Annotated in this window: 16 protein-coding genes; 7 read left to right on the top strand and 9 right to left on the bottom strand. The window is 40.7% G+C overall.

Annotation, left to right across the window (positions count from 1 at the left end; translation table 11 throughout):
- Positions 1-475, bottom strand: a 475-nt coding sequence (locus ACTF6W_RS05685) for a GNAT family N-acetyltransferase (RefSeq protein WP_438993578.1), incomplete at its 3' end; no start/stop codon positions are given.
- A gap of 107 nt (positions 476-582) precedes the next feature.
- Here ACTF6W_RS05685 and ACTF6W_RS05680 point away from each other — a divergent pair.
- Positions 583-1,518, top strand: coding sequence for a proline iminopeptidase-family hydrolase (locus tag ACTF6W_RS05680; protein ID WP_438993577.1), 936 nt, complete (start codon positions 583-585; stop codon positions 1,516-1,518).
- Between the two features lie 21 nt (positions 1,519-1,539).
- On the opposite strand, the gene ACTF6W_RS05675 is transcribed toward ACTF6W_RS05680, so the two are convergent.
- Positions 1,540-1,839, bottom strand: a complete 300-nt coding sequence (locus tag ACTF6W_RS05675) for a hypothetical protein (RefSeq protein WP_438993576.1) — start codon at positions 1,837-1,839, stop codon at positions 1,540-1,542.
- Here ACTF6W_RS05675 and ACTF6W_RS05670 point away from each other — a divergent pair.
- Genes ACTF6W_RS05670 through ACTF6W_RS05660 form a run of 3 tightly spaced genes read left to right on the top strand, consistent with a single transcriptional unit; the run spans position 1,739 to position 4,725 of the window.
- Positions 1,739-3,202 carry a transporter substrate-binding domain-containing protein gene (locus ACTF6W_RS05670; protein WP_438993580.1) on the top strand — a complete coding sequence of 488 codons (1,464 nt, stop codon included), beginning with the start codon at positions 1,739-1,741 and terminating at the stop codon, positions 3,200-3,202. The genes ACTF6W_RS05675 and ACTF6W_RS05670 overlap by 101 nt on opposite strands.
- On the top strand, positions 3,199-3,414 hold the full coding sequence (locus ACTF6W_RS05665; protein WP_438993575.1) for a transporter substrate-binding domain-containing protein: 216 nt from the start codon (positions 3,199-3,201) through the stop codon (positions 3,412-3,414). Before ACTF6W_RS05670 ends, ACTF6W_RS05665 begins: the two co-directional genes overlap by 4 nt.
- Positions 3,415-3,426: 12 nt before the next feature.
- A complete protein-coding gene (locus ACTF6W_RS05660) occupies positions 3,427-4,725 on the top strand; it encodes an ATP-binding protein (RefSeq protein ID WP_438993574.1) in 1,299 nt (432 codons plus the stop codon).
- Positions 4,726-4,734: 9 nt separating this feature from the next.
- Here ACTF6W_RS05660 and ACTF6W_RS05655 read toward each other — a convergent pair whose 3' ends face one another.
- From ACTF6W_RS05655 to ACTF6W_RS05635, 5 genes are all read right to left on the bottom strand, one after another.
- The gene (locus ACTF6W_RS05655) at positions 4,735-5,175 is read right to left on the bottom strand and encodes a GNAT family N-acetyltransferase (RefSeq protein ID WP_438993573.1); all 441 of its coding nucleotides are present in this window, start codon (positions 5,173-5,175) and stop codon (positions 4,735-4,737) included.
- A 13-nt stretch (positions 5,176-5,188) separates the two neighbouring features.
- Positions 5,189-6,232, bottom strand: coding sequence for a bifunctional transcriptional activator/DNA repair enzyme AdaA (locus ACTF6W_RS05650; protein WP_438993572.1), 1,044 nt, complete (start codon positions 6,230-6,232; stop codon positions 5,189-5,191).
- Between the two features lie 84 nt (positions 6,233-6,316).
- Complete coding sequence (locus tag ACTF6W_RS05645) at positions 6,317-8,008, bottom strand: amidohydrolase (RefSeq protein ID WP_438993571.1); 1,692 nt, start codon at positions 8,006-8,008, stop codon at positions 6,317-6,319.
- 193 nt (positions 8,009-8,201) lie between these two features.
- A complete protein-coding gene (locus ACTF6W_RS05640) occupies positions 8,202-9,917 on the bottom strand; it encodes an amidohydrolase family protein (protein ID WP_438993570.1) in 1,716 nt (571 codons plus the stop codon).
- Positions 9,901-11,595, bottom strand: coding sequence for an amidohydrolase (locus tag ACTF6W_RS05635; RefSeq protein ID WP_438993569.1), 1,695 nt, complete (start codon positions 11,593-11,595; stop codon positions 9,901-9,903). Before ACTF6W_RS05635 ends, ACTF6W_RS05640 begins: the two co-directional genes overlap by 17 nt.
- Positions 11,596-11,698: 103 nt before the next feature.
- Here ACTF6W_RS05635 and ACTF6W_RS05630 point away from each other — a divergent pair, with 103 nt between their 5' ends.
- The 3 genes from ACTF6W_RS05630 to ACTF6W_RS05620 all read left to right on the top strand — a co-directional run bounded on the left by ACTF6W_RS05630 (position 11,699) and on the right by ACTF6W_RS05620 (position 13,739).
- A complete protein-coding gene (locus tag ACTF6W_RS05630; RefSeq protein WP_438993568.1) occupies positions 11,699-12,385 on the top strand; it encodes a 2OG-Fe(II) oxygenase in 687 nt (228 codons plus the stop codon).
- A gap of 110 nt (positions 12,386-12,495) precedes the next feature.
- Complete coding sequence (locus tag ACTF6W_RS05625; protein WP_438993567.1) at positions 12,496-13,134, top strand: alpha-ketoglutarate-dependent dioxygenase AlkB; 639 nt, start codon at positions 12,496-12,498, stop codon at positions 13,132-13,134.
- A gap of 116 nt (positions 13,135-13,250) precedes the next feature.
- Positions 13,251-13,739 carry a hypothetical protein gene (locus tag ACTF6W_RS05620; protein ID WP_438993566.1) on the top strand — a complete coding sequence of 163 codons (489 nt, stop codon included), beginning with the start codon at positions 13,251-13,253 and terminating at the stop codon, positions 13,737-13,739.
- A 56-nt stretch (positions 13,740-13,795) separates the two neighbouring features.
- On the opposite strand, the gene ACTF6W_RS05615 is transcribed toward ACTF6W_RS05620, so the two are convergent.
- Together ACTF6W_RS05615 and ACTF6W_RS05610 are read right to left on the bottom strand one after the other, a co-directional pair.
- Positions 13,796-14,992 carry a PLP-dependent aminotransferase family protein gene (locus tag ACTF6W_RS05615; protein WP_438993565.1) on the bottom strand — a complete coding sequence of 399 codons (1,197 nt, stop codon included), beginning with the start codon at positions 14,990-14,992 and terminating at the stop codon, positions 13,796-13,798.
- A gap of 41 nt (positions 14,993-15,033) precedes the next feature.
- Positions 15,034-15,192 carry a DUF1330 domain-containing protein gene (locus ACTF6W_RS05610; RefSeq protein ID WP_438993579.1) on the bottom strand — a complete coding sequence of 53 codons (159 nt, stop codon included), beginning with the start codon at positions 15,190-15,192 and terminating at the stop codon, positions 15,034-15,036.
- Position 15,193 lies beyond the last annotated feature (1 nt).

Below are 15,193 nucleotides of genomic sequence, written 5' to 3'. Positions count from 1 at the left end.
TATATCCGTAATGCTCATATAATGGGCGTCCGGCTAATGTTGACCCCAACATCATTTTCGTAAATCCCGCATCCTTTGCAGCTTGTTCGGCCGTATCCATAATATAACTTCCAATACCATTTCTTGCCCAGTCGGGATGACAATACATGGCTCGAATTCGTGCGCGGTCCGTTTTAGGATCTAAAAGTGCATCACTTCTGCCTGATGAATGGCTACCACCATAAAGTGTGGCTCTTTTACCCCAACCGCCGCATCCGACGATTGTCTCATCATCTGTGCCTTCGCCATGGAGTATAACAAAATATGTACCGTCTTTGATTAATGTATAATCAAGTCCCATATGTTCATGGGCGGCGGCAAGCTGCTTTTCGTCTAAAAAATCTTTCTGTAATTCATAAATTGCCCGTTGCATTAAATCACGAATTGCTGGTTCATCATCCATGGTGGCTATTCTGTGGGTAAATTTTTTGCTCATTCTTCTCGCTCACTATTGCAATCAAATAAAATATGGTCTTAATTGAATGTAGAAACACTTAAACAAATAAAAATGCTTTTGTCATGAACTTTCTACGCCTCATTCTCATGTTTGCTTTTATTACCCTATCACAAGGTGTAAATGCACACGAAGATCCTGATCAATCAGGATATATTCAAGTTGACGGTGGTAAACTTTGGTACCGCATGAATGGTATGGAACACCTTGGCAAAAAACCCGCCATTATTGTAATGCATGGCGGCCCTGGTGGAACACACCGCGGATTAATGCCTTATGTTGAACTCGCGGATACATATCCTATCATTCTATATGATCAATTGGGTAATGGTATGTCCGCGAAATTTGTTGATGATATTAATGATCAATCAACATGGACCGTTGAACATTTTGTAAAAGAAATCAGTCAGATACGCGAAGCTCTTAATCTTGATGAAGTAATTATCGCGGGCCACAGTTGGGGCGGCACTTTATCTGCGGAATATGCCGTAAAAAATGAAAAAGGGTTAAAAGCCGCCATTTTCGGAAGCCCCCTCATTTCAACGCCGCAATGGGTTGCTGATAACCGAGAATGGATTACGATGTTACCGCAAAAATATCAAGACGCCATTAATACACACGAAGCAGCCGGTACATTCGACGACCCCGAATACCGCGAAGCTGAAGATGCTTTTTATGATCAACATATGTGTCATGGTGAATGTGTTGATTATGGCTTTCGCAAAGATTCGAAAAGCGGAAACAGAACCATGTACCGCACAATGTGGGGACCAAGCGAATTTACCGCCAATGGCACTCTTAAATATTATGACATCAGCCCTAAACTTCATACGGTTGAAGTGCCCGTTCTTATGATCTGCGGTGAATATGACGAAGCTGCACCAAAGTCATGCAAAAAATTTGCTGATATGGTGCCGATCGCTGAAAATGTCGTTGTACCAAATGCCGGACACGCCATTCTTGGTGAAGCGAAAGATATGGTAATTGCTACTATTAGAGAATTTTTAAATAAACACGCTAATTAAGCTCTTAAAAACCCTTATTTACTAAGCGATTGTTAACCTATTTAAGTTAATATTCAGTATTGAGATATTTAAACTGTATAGGGCAAATGTGAATAAAGATAACCCCAAGAAATATTTTTCTAAATTAATGCTGGCATTTTTGGCTAGTATTCTGGTTATTTTTTCGGCCTCAAACCCCTTATATGCATAGAGCTCTGATGTTAAATTAACACCCGATGAAATCGCATGGATTGCTGAAAATCCTGTTATACGCATTGCAAACCCTTCTGATATTGCTCCTTTTACTGCCAACAATAATGGAAATGTTGAGGGCCTAGCCATTGATTATATAAACCTTTTAGCCAGTAAAGTTGGTCTAGAGGTCGAAATTCCACCCGTAGCCACATGGAATGAGATGATGGAGATGCTCCGGCGCGGTGAAATTGATGTTTTTCATAGCACCGCCTATAGCGATGAGCGTTCCAAATACATGACATTTACTGATCCTTATCTTGATATGCCGCTTGTCAATGCCAGCCCCATTGGCACAGAGCCAATCAATACTGGAGCTGATTTGCTTGGAAAAAAAGTCGGCGACGTTAAAGGGTTTGTCATCTCGAAAGATTACAGAACATTGTTCCCGGATCTAGAATATGTGGAGTTTGATACCATCAAAGATGCGCTTTTTGCTATGTCATTATCGCAAGTTGATGTCTATTCAGGCAATCTCGTTACTATTAATTATTCAGTTTTAAAGTTTTTTATCCCAAATATTTCTATCGCGGGCGAAACAACTTACCTTCCAACAAATAACATTGATCATCGTCTAGGGGCTTTAAAAGAAAATCAAATACTCATCGATATTTTATCAAAAGCGATGCGAATGGTTTCTAGTCGCGAATTTATAGCCATTTCAGAAAAATGGCAAGCTTCATCAGTTATTACAGAAAATAAAAAAATTCATCTTTCTCCTGAAGAAGATAAATGGATAAGCGACAATCCAGTCGTTACCGTTTCGAACCAAATTAATACAGAACCCTTTAGTTTTATGAAAAACGGAAACCAACAGGGTATTGCTGTTGATTATCTAAATTTAATTTCAGAAAAAACAGGATTAAAATTTAAGTTTGAAAAACAAGGTAAATGGGAAGATGTCATTGAAAGCTTCAAGTACGGAGAATTTCAACTTCTACATAGTGCTAATCGTGATGCAGAGAGAGATCAATATGGGTTATTTTCACCGCCCTATCTTACCATGCCGATTGTTAATTTTGAAAGAGTTGGATCACCACGCATTAACAGTATAGAAGATTTAAAAAATCGAAAAATCGGTGTTGTCTCAAGCTTTACAATCACTAAAAATTATAAAGAATTTTATCCTGATCTAAATTATGTTGAATATGATAAAATCACCGATGCATTAAGAGGTCTTGCCACATCCGAAATTGATGTTTTAACCGGGAATTTAGTCTTTCTCAATTATGTCATTAATGAAAATTTTATTCCGGGATTAGAAGTTATCGGGCAGAACTATTTAAAAGAAATGGAAAATGCGCGTCATCATTTTGGCGTTTTAAAAGAAAACAAAACTCTGATAGACATCATTAATAAGGCCCTTGCTGAAATCACTAATACCGAGCAGCAAGCCATTTCAATTAAATGGCAAGCCAAAATTGCAACAATGCGCAAAATGATATTGGTTTGACCATAGAAGAAAAACAATGGCAATCAAACAACAACACAATCGAACTGGCGTTTGATCCTGAACTACCCCCTTTGATTTTCCTAAATGAAGATAATGAAATAGAAGGAATAACGGGTGATTATTTAAATCTAATAGCAAAGAAATTAAACGTTAAATTTGAATGGATTGGCAATAAAACACTTGAAGAGGGCTTTGAAGCCATCAAAAACTAAAATGCTCATGTCATGCCTGTTTTAACAGAAACAGAAGAACGAAAAGAGTTTTTAGCATTTACTGATAGCATAATTAATGTTTCGCAAATGATCTTTACTCGTCAAGGTGGTGAAATTTATGGTAATTTTGATGCGTTAAACGGTAAACGCATTGCACAAGTTCGCGGTTTTGACGTGACTTCTAAAATCGAAAGTGATTATCCAGAAATTGAAATCATAAAAGTAAATTCAATCCCTGAAGCATTAAGACTGGTTTCAACAGGAGAAGTAGACGCAACAGTCGGAAGTATTCCTGTGTCAAACTATTATATTACGGATCAAACATTATCAAATATTACTATTGTTGGAGAAACCGGATACCAAAGTGAGAACGGTTTTGGTATTCGTAAGGATCTTTCGCTTTTACAAAGCGCCTTTCACAAAGCCCTTAATTCGATAACGACTGAGAAAAAAACCGTTATATCAAGGACCTGGGTCGGACTAACAGCTCAATCGGAAATTGATTATATTATAGTTTGGCAAATCGTCTTTGCCTCAGGTTTAGTCATTCTCTTTTTCGTGGTATGGAATTCAAAATTAAAAGAAGCACAACAAAAAGCCGATGCTGCAAATATGGCAAAATCAGTATTTCTTGCCAATATGTCCCATGAAATCAGAACACCACTAAATGCCATTATGGGTTTTTCTGATGCAATGCTCGTTGGTATTGGCGGTGAACTAACCAATCCAAAGCATAAGGAATATTTAAATGATATCAAAAATAGCGGTGAACATTTAACAACAGTAATTAACGATATTCTTGACTTATCAAAAATTGAATCCGGTAAATGGGTCCTAAAGGGTGATCAATTTTCATTAAATGATTGTATTAATGATGCAATTAAAATGGTTCTGCCAAAAGCAAAAGAAAAGAACATCGAAGTTTATTATAAAATTGATCCTGTAATAAACATCAAAGGCGATCAACATGGTATGACACGCGTATTTATGAATTTATTCACAAATGCCATTAAGTTTACCAATGAAGGCGGCACTGTTAAATGCCAAGTAACCGAAAAAGAAAATGGGAACATTGAAATTGATATCATTGATAATGGCATCGGCATTCCGGAGGACCGACTTGATGATGTATTAAAACCATTTGAACAAAGTCAAAGCAATCACGAGTTAAACGAAGAAGGTACAGGCCTGGGTCTAGCGATAGTGAAAAACTTGGTCGAACTTCATGAGGGATCGTTGAAATTATCAAGTAAAGTCAAAATGGGGACTACTGCCACCATTACCCTGCCCGAAAACAGAGTGATTGCTTAGAGTAATCGTCTAAAGATCCTTTTCATAAACCATAAACCCATTATCATCAGCAATTCTATCATAAAGCAGTCTTGCCGTCTTATTATGGTTTTGTGTCATCCAATAGACCTGTTCACAATCAGCATCCTTTGCCAGCGCATAAACCGCTTCAATAAGTTTACGTCCAATCCCTTCACCACGGACATTAGGATCAGCAAACAAATCTTGCAAGTAACATTTGTTTGTTAAAGACCAATTCGTCGGATGGAAAATATAATGAACGAAGCCTACTAATTTCCCATCTTTATAAGCCCCTAAGCAGCCTACTGGTTTATTCTCATCAAAAAATCGTTCCCAGTTATTTTTCGTTATTTCATCAGGTAAACTGGTTTCATAAAATGTGAGGTACCCTTGCCATAATGGATACCAAACATCATATTGATCTTTATTTAACGGTTTTACTTCGACCATTTTTTTATTCCTATTATTTGACCATTCTACGCTCAGTATCTATAAGCGCTCGCTTGCGGTCAAGTCCCCATCTAAATCCACCGAGACTACCATCACCACGTAATATTCTATGACAGGGAACCAAAACACCAATATTATTTCTTGCGTTTGCACTGGCAACAGCGCGTACTGCTTTCGGTATCCCCATGCGTTCGGCTTGTTCCTTATAACTTAATACTTCGCCAGGCTTAACACTCATTAAAAACCGCCATACTTTAATTTGAAAAGCAGTTCCGTTTAAATGTAGCGGAATATCGGGTCTTGCTGCTCCATGGCTAATATGGCGCTCAAAGGCTTCTATCCATTCATTTAAGTGGTCGTCACTGCTTGGTGGTGTTTCAACCAATGCTGCATTCGGATATTCACTTTTAAGCTGGTTAATTAACTCGTCTCGCTTGTCCCCAAAATGGATCATACAAACACCACGGTCGGTTGCCGCCATTATGATAAGACCTAGTGAACATTTACGAATAGCATATGATATTTCTTCGCCTTTTCCGCCTTCACGGTACGCTTTTGGCGTCATGCCTATGTGGCCATCAATTTGTTCATAAACACGGCTTGACGACCCATATCCGGCTTCATAAATGGCGCCACTGATATCATCGCCTTCTTTTAAGGATGTTTTTAATCGCTCCAACCTTAATCCGTTTTGATATTCTTTGGGACTAACGCCATAAGCAGCTTTAAATTTTCTTTGAATATGATGTGGGCTTAATCCGCTTACTTCTGATAAATCATCAAGTGTTATTTTCTCGTCGGCGTGCCGCTCAATATAATCGGCCACATCAACAAGACCATTATGGTCACGTGGGTTGCACTTCTTACATGGTCTTAAATCTTGGCGCTCTGCTTCGTCACAAGTTTCAAAAAATCGCATATTTTCTGGCAATGCCGGACGCGACGAACAAGACGGTTTACAATAAACGCCAGTTGTTATCACACCATAGTAAAATTTGCCGTCGAATGCTTTATTTCGGGCTTCAATTGCTTTTAAACATATTTCATCGTTAAACATAAAATGCTCCTGATTAAGTTAATAATAGGAGCATTCTATAAAAATCAAAAGAACCAATCGTTCCGAAAGTTGTCGTTATATAAATTATCTTTGATAACTCACCTTACCATCAACAATTGTCATCACTGTTTGGCTGTCCATTATTTCAATTGGCTCGATCGTCATCCAGTCCCTGTCGAATATGCTGAAATCTGCTTTTTTACCAACTTCAATGGTACCGCGAATATCTTCTTGGAATGCGGCACGCGCCGCCCAGGTTGTCATTGTTTTTAACGCCTGTTCATGGCTAAGTCGTTCTTCGATGTGCCAGTCCTCCGTACAAAAGCCGTTAAAATCTGTGCGCTGCACCAGTGAAAAGAATTCAACCCGTGGATCACCAACTTCAACCGGGGCATCGGTTCCTGCCGTAAAACGGATCCCTTGGTCAATTAAACTTTCCCAAAGATACGCATATTTAAGACGTTCAGAACCAATTCGGTCTGGGGCAAAATAAAGGTCACCTTTCACCGTTGATGCTTCTACAACCGCAATAATATCTAGTTCTTTATAACGCTTTTGATCATCTGGATGGATAATCTGCGCATGTTCAATGCGCCATCTCGGATCTGCATCCATGCGTTCCTCTACCGGTACTGCGTTAAAAGCTTCTTCATATAAATCAAGCACAAACCGATTTGCATAATCACCGATTGCATGAGTTTCAATTTGTATGCCTTTCTTTAAAGCGGCGATATAAACTGGTAGTGCCTCTTCCCGGTTAATAAGCTGAAGCCCTTTACCTTCCGCATCATCATATGGCTCAAGAAGCGCTGCACCACGTGAACCAAGTGCGCCATCGGCAAAATATTTAATGCCTTTGATATCAATCATGCGGTCTTCTGATATTTCCGGTCCGCGTTCAATTAATTTTGCCGCCTCTTCGCCCATCATCATCGCATAATAAATGCTGGTTTTTAAATTTCCTTCTGAATGAATTTCTTTAATAATATCAATATCATCATATGTCCCGCCAGCCTGCTGAACTTGGGTCCAGCCCATGCGTGACATAAAATCAAATCCGGATTGCAATGATTTCTTATCCTGCTCTCTGCTCGGTACCGGGATTTTTGATCGCACCAGTTCCATGGCATTATCGATCAACATTCCTGTTGGTTCGCCATTTTCGTCTTTTAAAATCTGCCCTCCATCAGGATCGGGGGTGTCACATGTAATTCCTGCAATTTCCAGTGCTTTTGAATTGGCAACAATTGAATGTTCGCCCGCACGGTTTGCAACCACTGGATTATTTGGACTAAAGGGATCAAGATCATCTTTATGAAGAAACCGACCTTCTCTCCATTTCTTTTCAATCCATCCAACACCGACAACCCATTCCCCTTCTGGGGTTGCCATTACCCGCTCGCGAATTTTATCGACCGTTTGTGTTAAATCATCAATGCCTTGTAAATTAAGCCCATCTTCGCGCTGACCAATCCATTTTATATGAACATGCGCATCAATAAGTCCCGGTAAAACCGTATTTCCTTGCATATCCTTAACGTCTGTCTGCTCACCGATATAATTTACTACATCATCATTTGACCCGACAAAAATAATTTTGTCATCTTTGATCGCGGCGGCTTCCGCCGTCCATTGATCATCATTGGCGGTATAAATGGTTGTATTATGAATAACCAAATCCGCCCTTACCTGATCAACACCATCAGCTTGACGATAAAAAAAGATAATATAACCCGCAAGCGCAAGCCCAACGACAATAAGTAATTGTTTTTTCATAACATTCTACTCTAGTTATTTTTAATACATTCCTACCAATAACCCGCTCACCATATCTTGAAGGTGGGTAACATCCCACCTTCCTTGCCTTTTCACCTCGAAATAATAAATAACGGGCGAAAGGATCACGAGTACTAAGATTATCGGCTTGACCCAAGAAAACATAATTGCTCCCTTATGATTGGAGTTTTACTTATTTTTCATAAGTAATCTTACCCCCCACTATGGTCATTAAATTCTCTGAAGTCAAAATCTCAGCTTCTGGAACCTTAAGCCAATCTTTATCAAGAATTGTAAAGTCAGCATATTTCCCAACCTCTACTGAACCTCTGGTATCTTCTTGAAACGCACCATGCGCTGGCCAAATTGTAAACATTTTAAGGGCCGTTTCGCGGCTCACTGCAAGTTCAGGATGCCATCCTTCGCCTGATGTCCCATCAAGACGTTTACGGGCAACCGCCGCATAAAATTCAATTCTCGGATCACCCAGCTCAACGGGTGCATCTGATCCGCCAACGATTTTCAATCCTAAATCAACAAGTGATTGCCATGGATAGGAATAAGCAAGTCTATCTTCACCTAATCTATCCGGCGCAAAATTAAGGTCACCGATACCATGGCTTGGCTGCATTGACGGAATTACACCAAGGGATACAAATCTTTCCTGATCAACCGCAGGGATAATTTGTGCATGTTCTAATCTCCAGCGCGGATTAGCAACAGCCCATTCCTCTTTTGGCACATCGTTAAACGCTTCTTCGTACCAATCAAGCAATGAACGCACCGCGCGGTCACCGATTGTATGCGTTTCAACTTGCAATCCTTTGCGCAGCGCTTCACGTAAAATTGGTTCAAGTTCTTCTTTGGTTGTTCTGTTCATAAATCCATTATGGCTTGCATCTTCATAATCTGCGAGAAGCGCCGCACCGCGAGACCCGAGCGTACCATCGATATAAACCTTAATCCCCCTTAGGTCGAACATATTATCATCGGTCACTTCCCGGCCGCGTTCGATAAGTGTCCATGCCTCCATTACATTGGCCGCTGCATAGATGCGGGTTGACATTTTACCTTCCGCATGGATTTCTTTCATAATTTCGATGCTTTCATATGGCATGCCCGCATCTTGCGTATTGGTCCAACCCAACTTTGCATTTTCATACATACCCTGCATCAAGCTGTCTTTTTTATATTCACGTGTTTCCTTTGGAATAATGGCGCGGAACATGTTCATCGCTGTCGCAAGCACATAACCATTTGGTGTGCCATCTGGATCACGTTCAAATTTTCCGCCTTGTGGGTCTGGGGTATCTTTTGTTACACCCGCCAGCTCGAGTGCCTTTGAATTTACCAGCGCCGACACGCCATCAGCACGCGGCATAAACAGAGGCTTATTTGCCGTAAACGGATCAACATCATGTCTGGTTAAAAAACGCTCTTCATCAGTCCATTCGCGTTCAATCCATCCGCGACCTAGAACCCAATCACCATCAGCAACATTAGCATCAGAAAACGCCTTAATGGCATCAACCGTTTCTTTTAAAGTTCCAATTCCAAACAAACTCAATGTCTTTGGACGTTTTCCAATACCCTCAACATGTTGATGACCGTCCGTGAAGCCGGCATAAACATATTTACCGTTCATATCCATGATTTCTGCATCGCCGCACATATATTTTTCGGCGCCCGCGTTATCACCCACGTAAATAATTTTATCGCCTAATGTCGCAACCGCTTCCGCCGTCCAATTATCATCATCAGCCGTATAAATAGTTGTATTATGGATTACCATATTTGCAGCCACACATTCTTCTGTCGACGCGGCCATTCCCGCATTGTCATCTGATTGACCACATGCAACGAGCGTTAAACAGGCTGCGCTTAGTAATAATTTATTTTTTAAAAACAATTTTTCCTCCGACGATTGTCATTTGATTTTGAACCAACGGAATTTCATTATCCGGTATGGTCATGATGTCTTTATCAAAAAAGGTAAAATCAGCAAGATAACCAACCTTCACCATTCCTTTGATATCTTCTTGAAAAGCGCCGTAAGCGGGCCAAACGGTAAACATTTTCAGTGCTTCTTCACGTGTTACTGATAAATCAGGGTTCCACCCTTCAGCACTAAACCCATTTAAATCCTTACGGGCTACTGCGGCATAAAATTCTATTCTTGGGTCGCCTCTTTCGGCCGGTGCGTCCGTTCCACCGATAATGATATTGCCATGATCAATCATTGTCCGCCATGCGTATGCCCATTGAAGCCGCTCTAATCCGATACGTTCCTCCGCATAATGAAGGTCCCCAATCGCATGGCTTGGCTGCATACTTGGTAAAATTCCAATTTCTTTAAATCTTGGAAAATCGGCTGGGTTCATAAGCTGCGCATGTTCCATGCGCCATCTTGGGTCTGGATTACCCCATTCTTCACGTGGGACTTCAAGCATGGCTTCCTGATACCAATCAAGGATCAAACGATTTGCCTTATCCCCAATAGCATGGGTTTGAATTTGAAAACCTGCCTTAAGCGCCGCCACCATCGTCGGGTAAAGCTCTTCACGTTCGAAGGAAATATAACCCGGATGATCCGCATCATTATAATTTGCAAGTAGTGCCGCACTTCTTGAGCCAAGCGTGCCATCGATATATAGCTTAATCGCCGCTAGCTGGTACATATGATCCCCACTATCATAGACACCTTCAGCAAGTCTTTTATCTCTAAATCTTATATTTGCGGACGCAAAAACCCGGTGCTTCATCTTTCCTTCTGCGTGAAGCTCTTTTAACATATTGGTATCATTATCAAATTGCGCGCTATCATGAATGGCGGTCCAGCCATGCTCGACGTTCCAATCCATCCCTTTTTGAAGACTTTCTTTAACGAAATTCAAATCTTCGCCCGTTGGAAGTAGCGGCTCAAACAAATTCATCGCTTCCCCAACGATATACCCCGTGGGTTCACCATTTTTATCACGCTCAAACGCACCACCAAATGGATCCGGCGTTTCTTTCGTCACACCAAGCAATTCAAGCGCCTTACTATTCACAAGCGCCGAACTATTATCAGACCGAGGGATATAAAGCGGCTTATTCGCGGTAAAGGCATCAACGTCAGTTTTATTTAAAAACCTTTTCTCGTCTGTCCAGTCCCGTTCAATCCATCCGGAACCAAGCACCCAACCACCATCAGGCACATCATCAGCCCATGCTTTTAACGCATCAACCGTTTCTTTAAGCGATCCCATCCCACCAAGATCAATGGTCATTTCCCGCGCACCCATACGCGCCAAATGCTGATGACCGTCCGTCAGTCCCGCATAAACAAATTTACCCGACATATCGAGTATTTCTGCGTTGCGACACATATATTTTTCGGCGTCTGCATTCGATCCGACAAAAATAATTTTATCGCCCAGTGACGCCGCCGCCTCAGCCGTCCAATTATCATCATCCGCCGTATAAATAAGCGTGTTATGAATAACCATATCGGCCGCAAGACATTCTTTGGCCGTCGGTGCTTCTTCACCGCACGATGCCATTAAAAAACCAAAAGCAAAATAGCCGCTTAGTTTCCCCACTTGCATTTCTTGTTCCCGTCTCTTTTTACTTAGAAAACAACTTTCGGATATTGGACCCGCATGTCTTCATGTTTTATTATAACAAAACATTAGGAAGGATTATATAAACATGCAAGCACATTTAGATAAAGACGAACTGGAAAACACTCTTCTTTTAAATTGGTTCGTGAAATTACCTAATGTTCTTTCACGCGAAAGTTGCGAAGAATTAATGAGCGCCTATGATCAAGACATTTACCGCAGCATCATCAATATGCAACGTTATAACTTTGGCCGCGGCGAATATAAGTATTATGCGTACCCACTCCCCGATTTAATCAGCAAACTACGTACCTATTTTTATGACAACCTTAAACCGGTTGCCAAAGAATGGGCCACGCGACTAAATATTGAAACCATTTATCCTGAAAATCATGCAGATTATCTTGATATTTGTCATCGGCATGATCAGCACCGCCCTACGCCGCTTATTTTGAAATATGGGCCTGATGATTTTAATACGCTGCATCAGGATTTATATGGCGACATTCATTTCCCCTATCAGGCGGCCATCATGCTATCCGATGAAAATGATTATACCGGCGGAGAATTTACCTTGATTGAACAACGCCCACGAATGCAGTCAGTTGCCCATGTTCAAAATTTAAAACAAGGCGAAGCCATCATTTTTGCAGTAAATGAGTTTCCAAAACTCGGAAAGCGCGGTTATTATAGGGCCAAATTACGCCACGGCGTCAGCAAAGTCACAAGCGGAAAACGGCATACATTAGGAATTATATTGCACGATGCAAAATAAAGTATGTAATCTCCAGAACCTGATCAAGTTCAGGGTGAGGAAATTTTACAGCAAACTTTAAATGTCATTCTGAACTTGTTTCAGAATCTAGCGTAAATTAAGATAAAACCATGCAAAATGATCTGTTCGATAACATTGCCCCTGAAATGGAGGAGCTCGCCCCCGGCGTTTTCCTGTTCCGGTCCTATGTGGATGAGAATGTCTTTATGGATACGGTTAAAAGTGTCACCGAAGAAATTCCGTTTCGCCACATGGTGACCCCTGGCGGTAAAAAAATAAATGTTGCTGGATCAAGCATGGGACAATGCGGTTGGTATTCCGATCATCGTGGTTACCGTTATGAAATGAGCGATCCCGTCACAGGAAAAAACTGGCCAGACATCCCGGAACATATCCATAGAATCATCACGAACGCCGCGAAAAAGGCAGGCTTTAATAATTTTCGCGCCGATAGCTGTTTCATCAACCGCTACGAGCCAAATATCAGATTAACCGCCCACATCGATCAAGACGAAGTTGATTTTACCCAGCCCATTGTTTCCGTGTCATTAGGCGTTAGCGCCATTTTCCAAATTTTCGGCGAAACACGCGGCGGCAAACCGCTCAATATCCCACTACATTCAGGTGACCTACTTATCTTCGGCGGCCCCGCCCGCCGCCTTTATCACGGCGTCAAGAAACTGGATTTGGGCCATCACCCCCTAACGGGTGACAAACGCATCAACCTGACGTTCCGAAAAGCACTTTAGTTATTTTTGAAGATGACAGAATTTAAAATATCTGATTTCATTTTCTCAATTTATTCTTATTTGTTCGTCCTCATAAAACTGTTATGATTATCTCATGCTTAGTTTTGAGGATCGTTATGACTATTTCTAAAGATAAAATAATAAGTTCTCTATTTAAATATTTCGGCTTAACGCAAGCAATCGTTATGAGCCTTTTAATTCTTGTTACAACCTACGAAAAATTTTCAAATGAAAAGACTTCGCAAAATATTAATTTCGAGCCTTTAATTTTAGTACTTCTGATACTAACAATAGGTATAATAATTTATAGAATTTCCTTAAGGAAAGGAAAATCATTAGAAAAAGACAGCAATTTAAATGATAAATCAATTTTATTTAAATCCTTTATATATTTTCTCATTATTACTAGTGCATCAATAATTTTGTTAACTAGTGGGTGGTATAATTTGGTGGCTTTAAATTTAATAATAGACCCTAATTTTGATAATACTGGCATATTAGGAATCTTTTTATACATGGTTATACCTATTCAGTTAGGGGGAATTGGATTCTATCTAATTGGAAAAAGATTAGAAGAAAAATACTTATATTTAAGTTATCGTTAGCAAAAAACTGAACGTTTTCAATCCAACAATCTGGAATAATTGCAAATTACATAAATTTACAATTTCAGTTGCTCTGTTGCCTTGGCAAGGCGCTTAATCCCTTGCTCCAGAGTTTCTAGCGGGTTATGCGTAAAATTGATACGGATGGCTTTTCGGTATTCTCCATTTGGATCAAAAACGCTGGACGGGGTCACGCACACGCCGTGATCTAATGCATATTCTAATAAAATATCCGTATTCAATTTCGGATCTTTTGCGATTGCCCACACAAACATACCACCAACTGGTTTTTCCCATGTGAAATAGGGTGTTAAATATGCCTCCATCGCCGCACATAAGCCGTCGCGCCGCGATTTATAAATGGCTAATATATTTGGTAAAATCTTTTCCATTAAACCGTTATTGATTGCTTCGAGTGTTATTTGTTGGCTTAATCCACTTGTGCATAAATCTGATCCTTGCTTTGCTGTCGCCAATGCGTTGATCATTTCTGGCGCGGCAATTACCCATCCTAATCTAAGGCCAGGGGCGATCTCTTTCGATAGTGTGCCCATGTAAATGACATTGCCCTCATAACAATCGTTATTTTCGTCGGCTGACAGTTCAAGCATACTGGGAATGGGATCACTATCGTAATAAAGCACGCCATATGGATCATCTTCGACAAGCCACGTGCCACAATCATTTGATGTATCAACCAGTTGCTGACGACATTCTTTTGATACCAAACTGCCCGTCGGGTTTGAAAAATTGGGCACCGTATACGCAAATTGTATATTTTCAAGCAGCGACGCAGGGTTGAAATTATGACCATGAATATTCATTGGTACCAAAGTTGGATGTCGTGGTCGCCAAGCATCGAGTGCCCCAAGATAAGTTGGATCCTGAACGGCGATGCGCGCGCCATCATCAAGGAGCACTTTACCAACCAAATCCAATGATTGCATGGCCCCCGTGACGATCAGGATATTTTCTCGGCTAAGTTTCAAATTTCCTTTTGAAAATTTTTTCGCGATCGCGTCCCTTAATGTCGGCAATCCTTCGATTGGGCAATAACCCAATGTTTCCTCGGGGTTTTTATTAATGACTTGCTTGGCAATATCCGCAAGTTCAGACGCGGGATAAACGCTCGCCTCAGGAAGGCCCCCTGCAAGGTTTATCATATCCGGAATTTGCCCGGCCTTTAAGAACAAACGTGTTATCTCGTTCGAATTGCCCATCCATTTTGCAAATGGTGCACGCTTTTTCTCCATTTAACTTCCCTTCAACCCCAAATAAAAGCCCATTAAAATTATTATAAAAGCGGATCAGGATTATCCGTCACACCACGCGCTTCTTGAATGACCATTTTTCCGACTGATGATTGACGTCGATATTTTGACGCGGATTGATATTCCTCGCAGTTATACCAGTTTTCTGCAGCTTCCAAAGACGAGAATTCTAACAATACCATC

It is taken from the genome of Pseudemcibacter sp., assembly GCF_965661635.1.
Taxonomy (GTDB): domain Bacteria; phylum Pseudomonadota; class Alphaproteobacteria; order Sphingomonadales; family Emcibacteraceae; genus Pseudemcibacter.
Note: the sequence above shows the minus strand (reverse complement) of the source record. Positions and strands in the feature narration are given on the sequence as shown.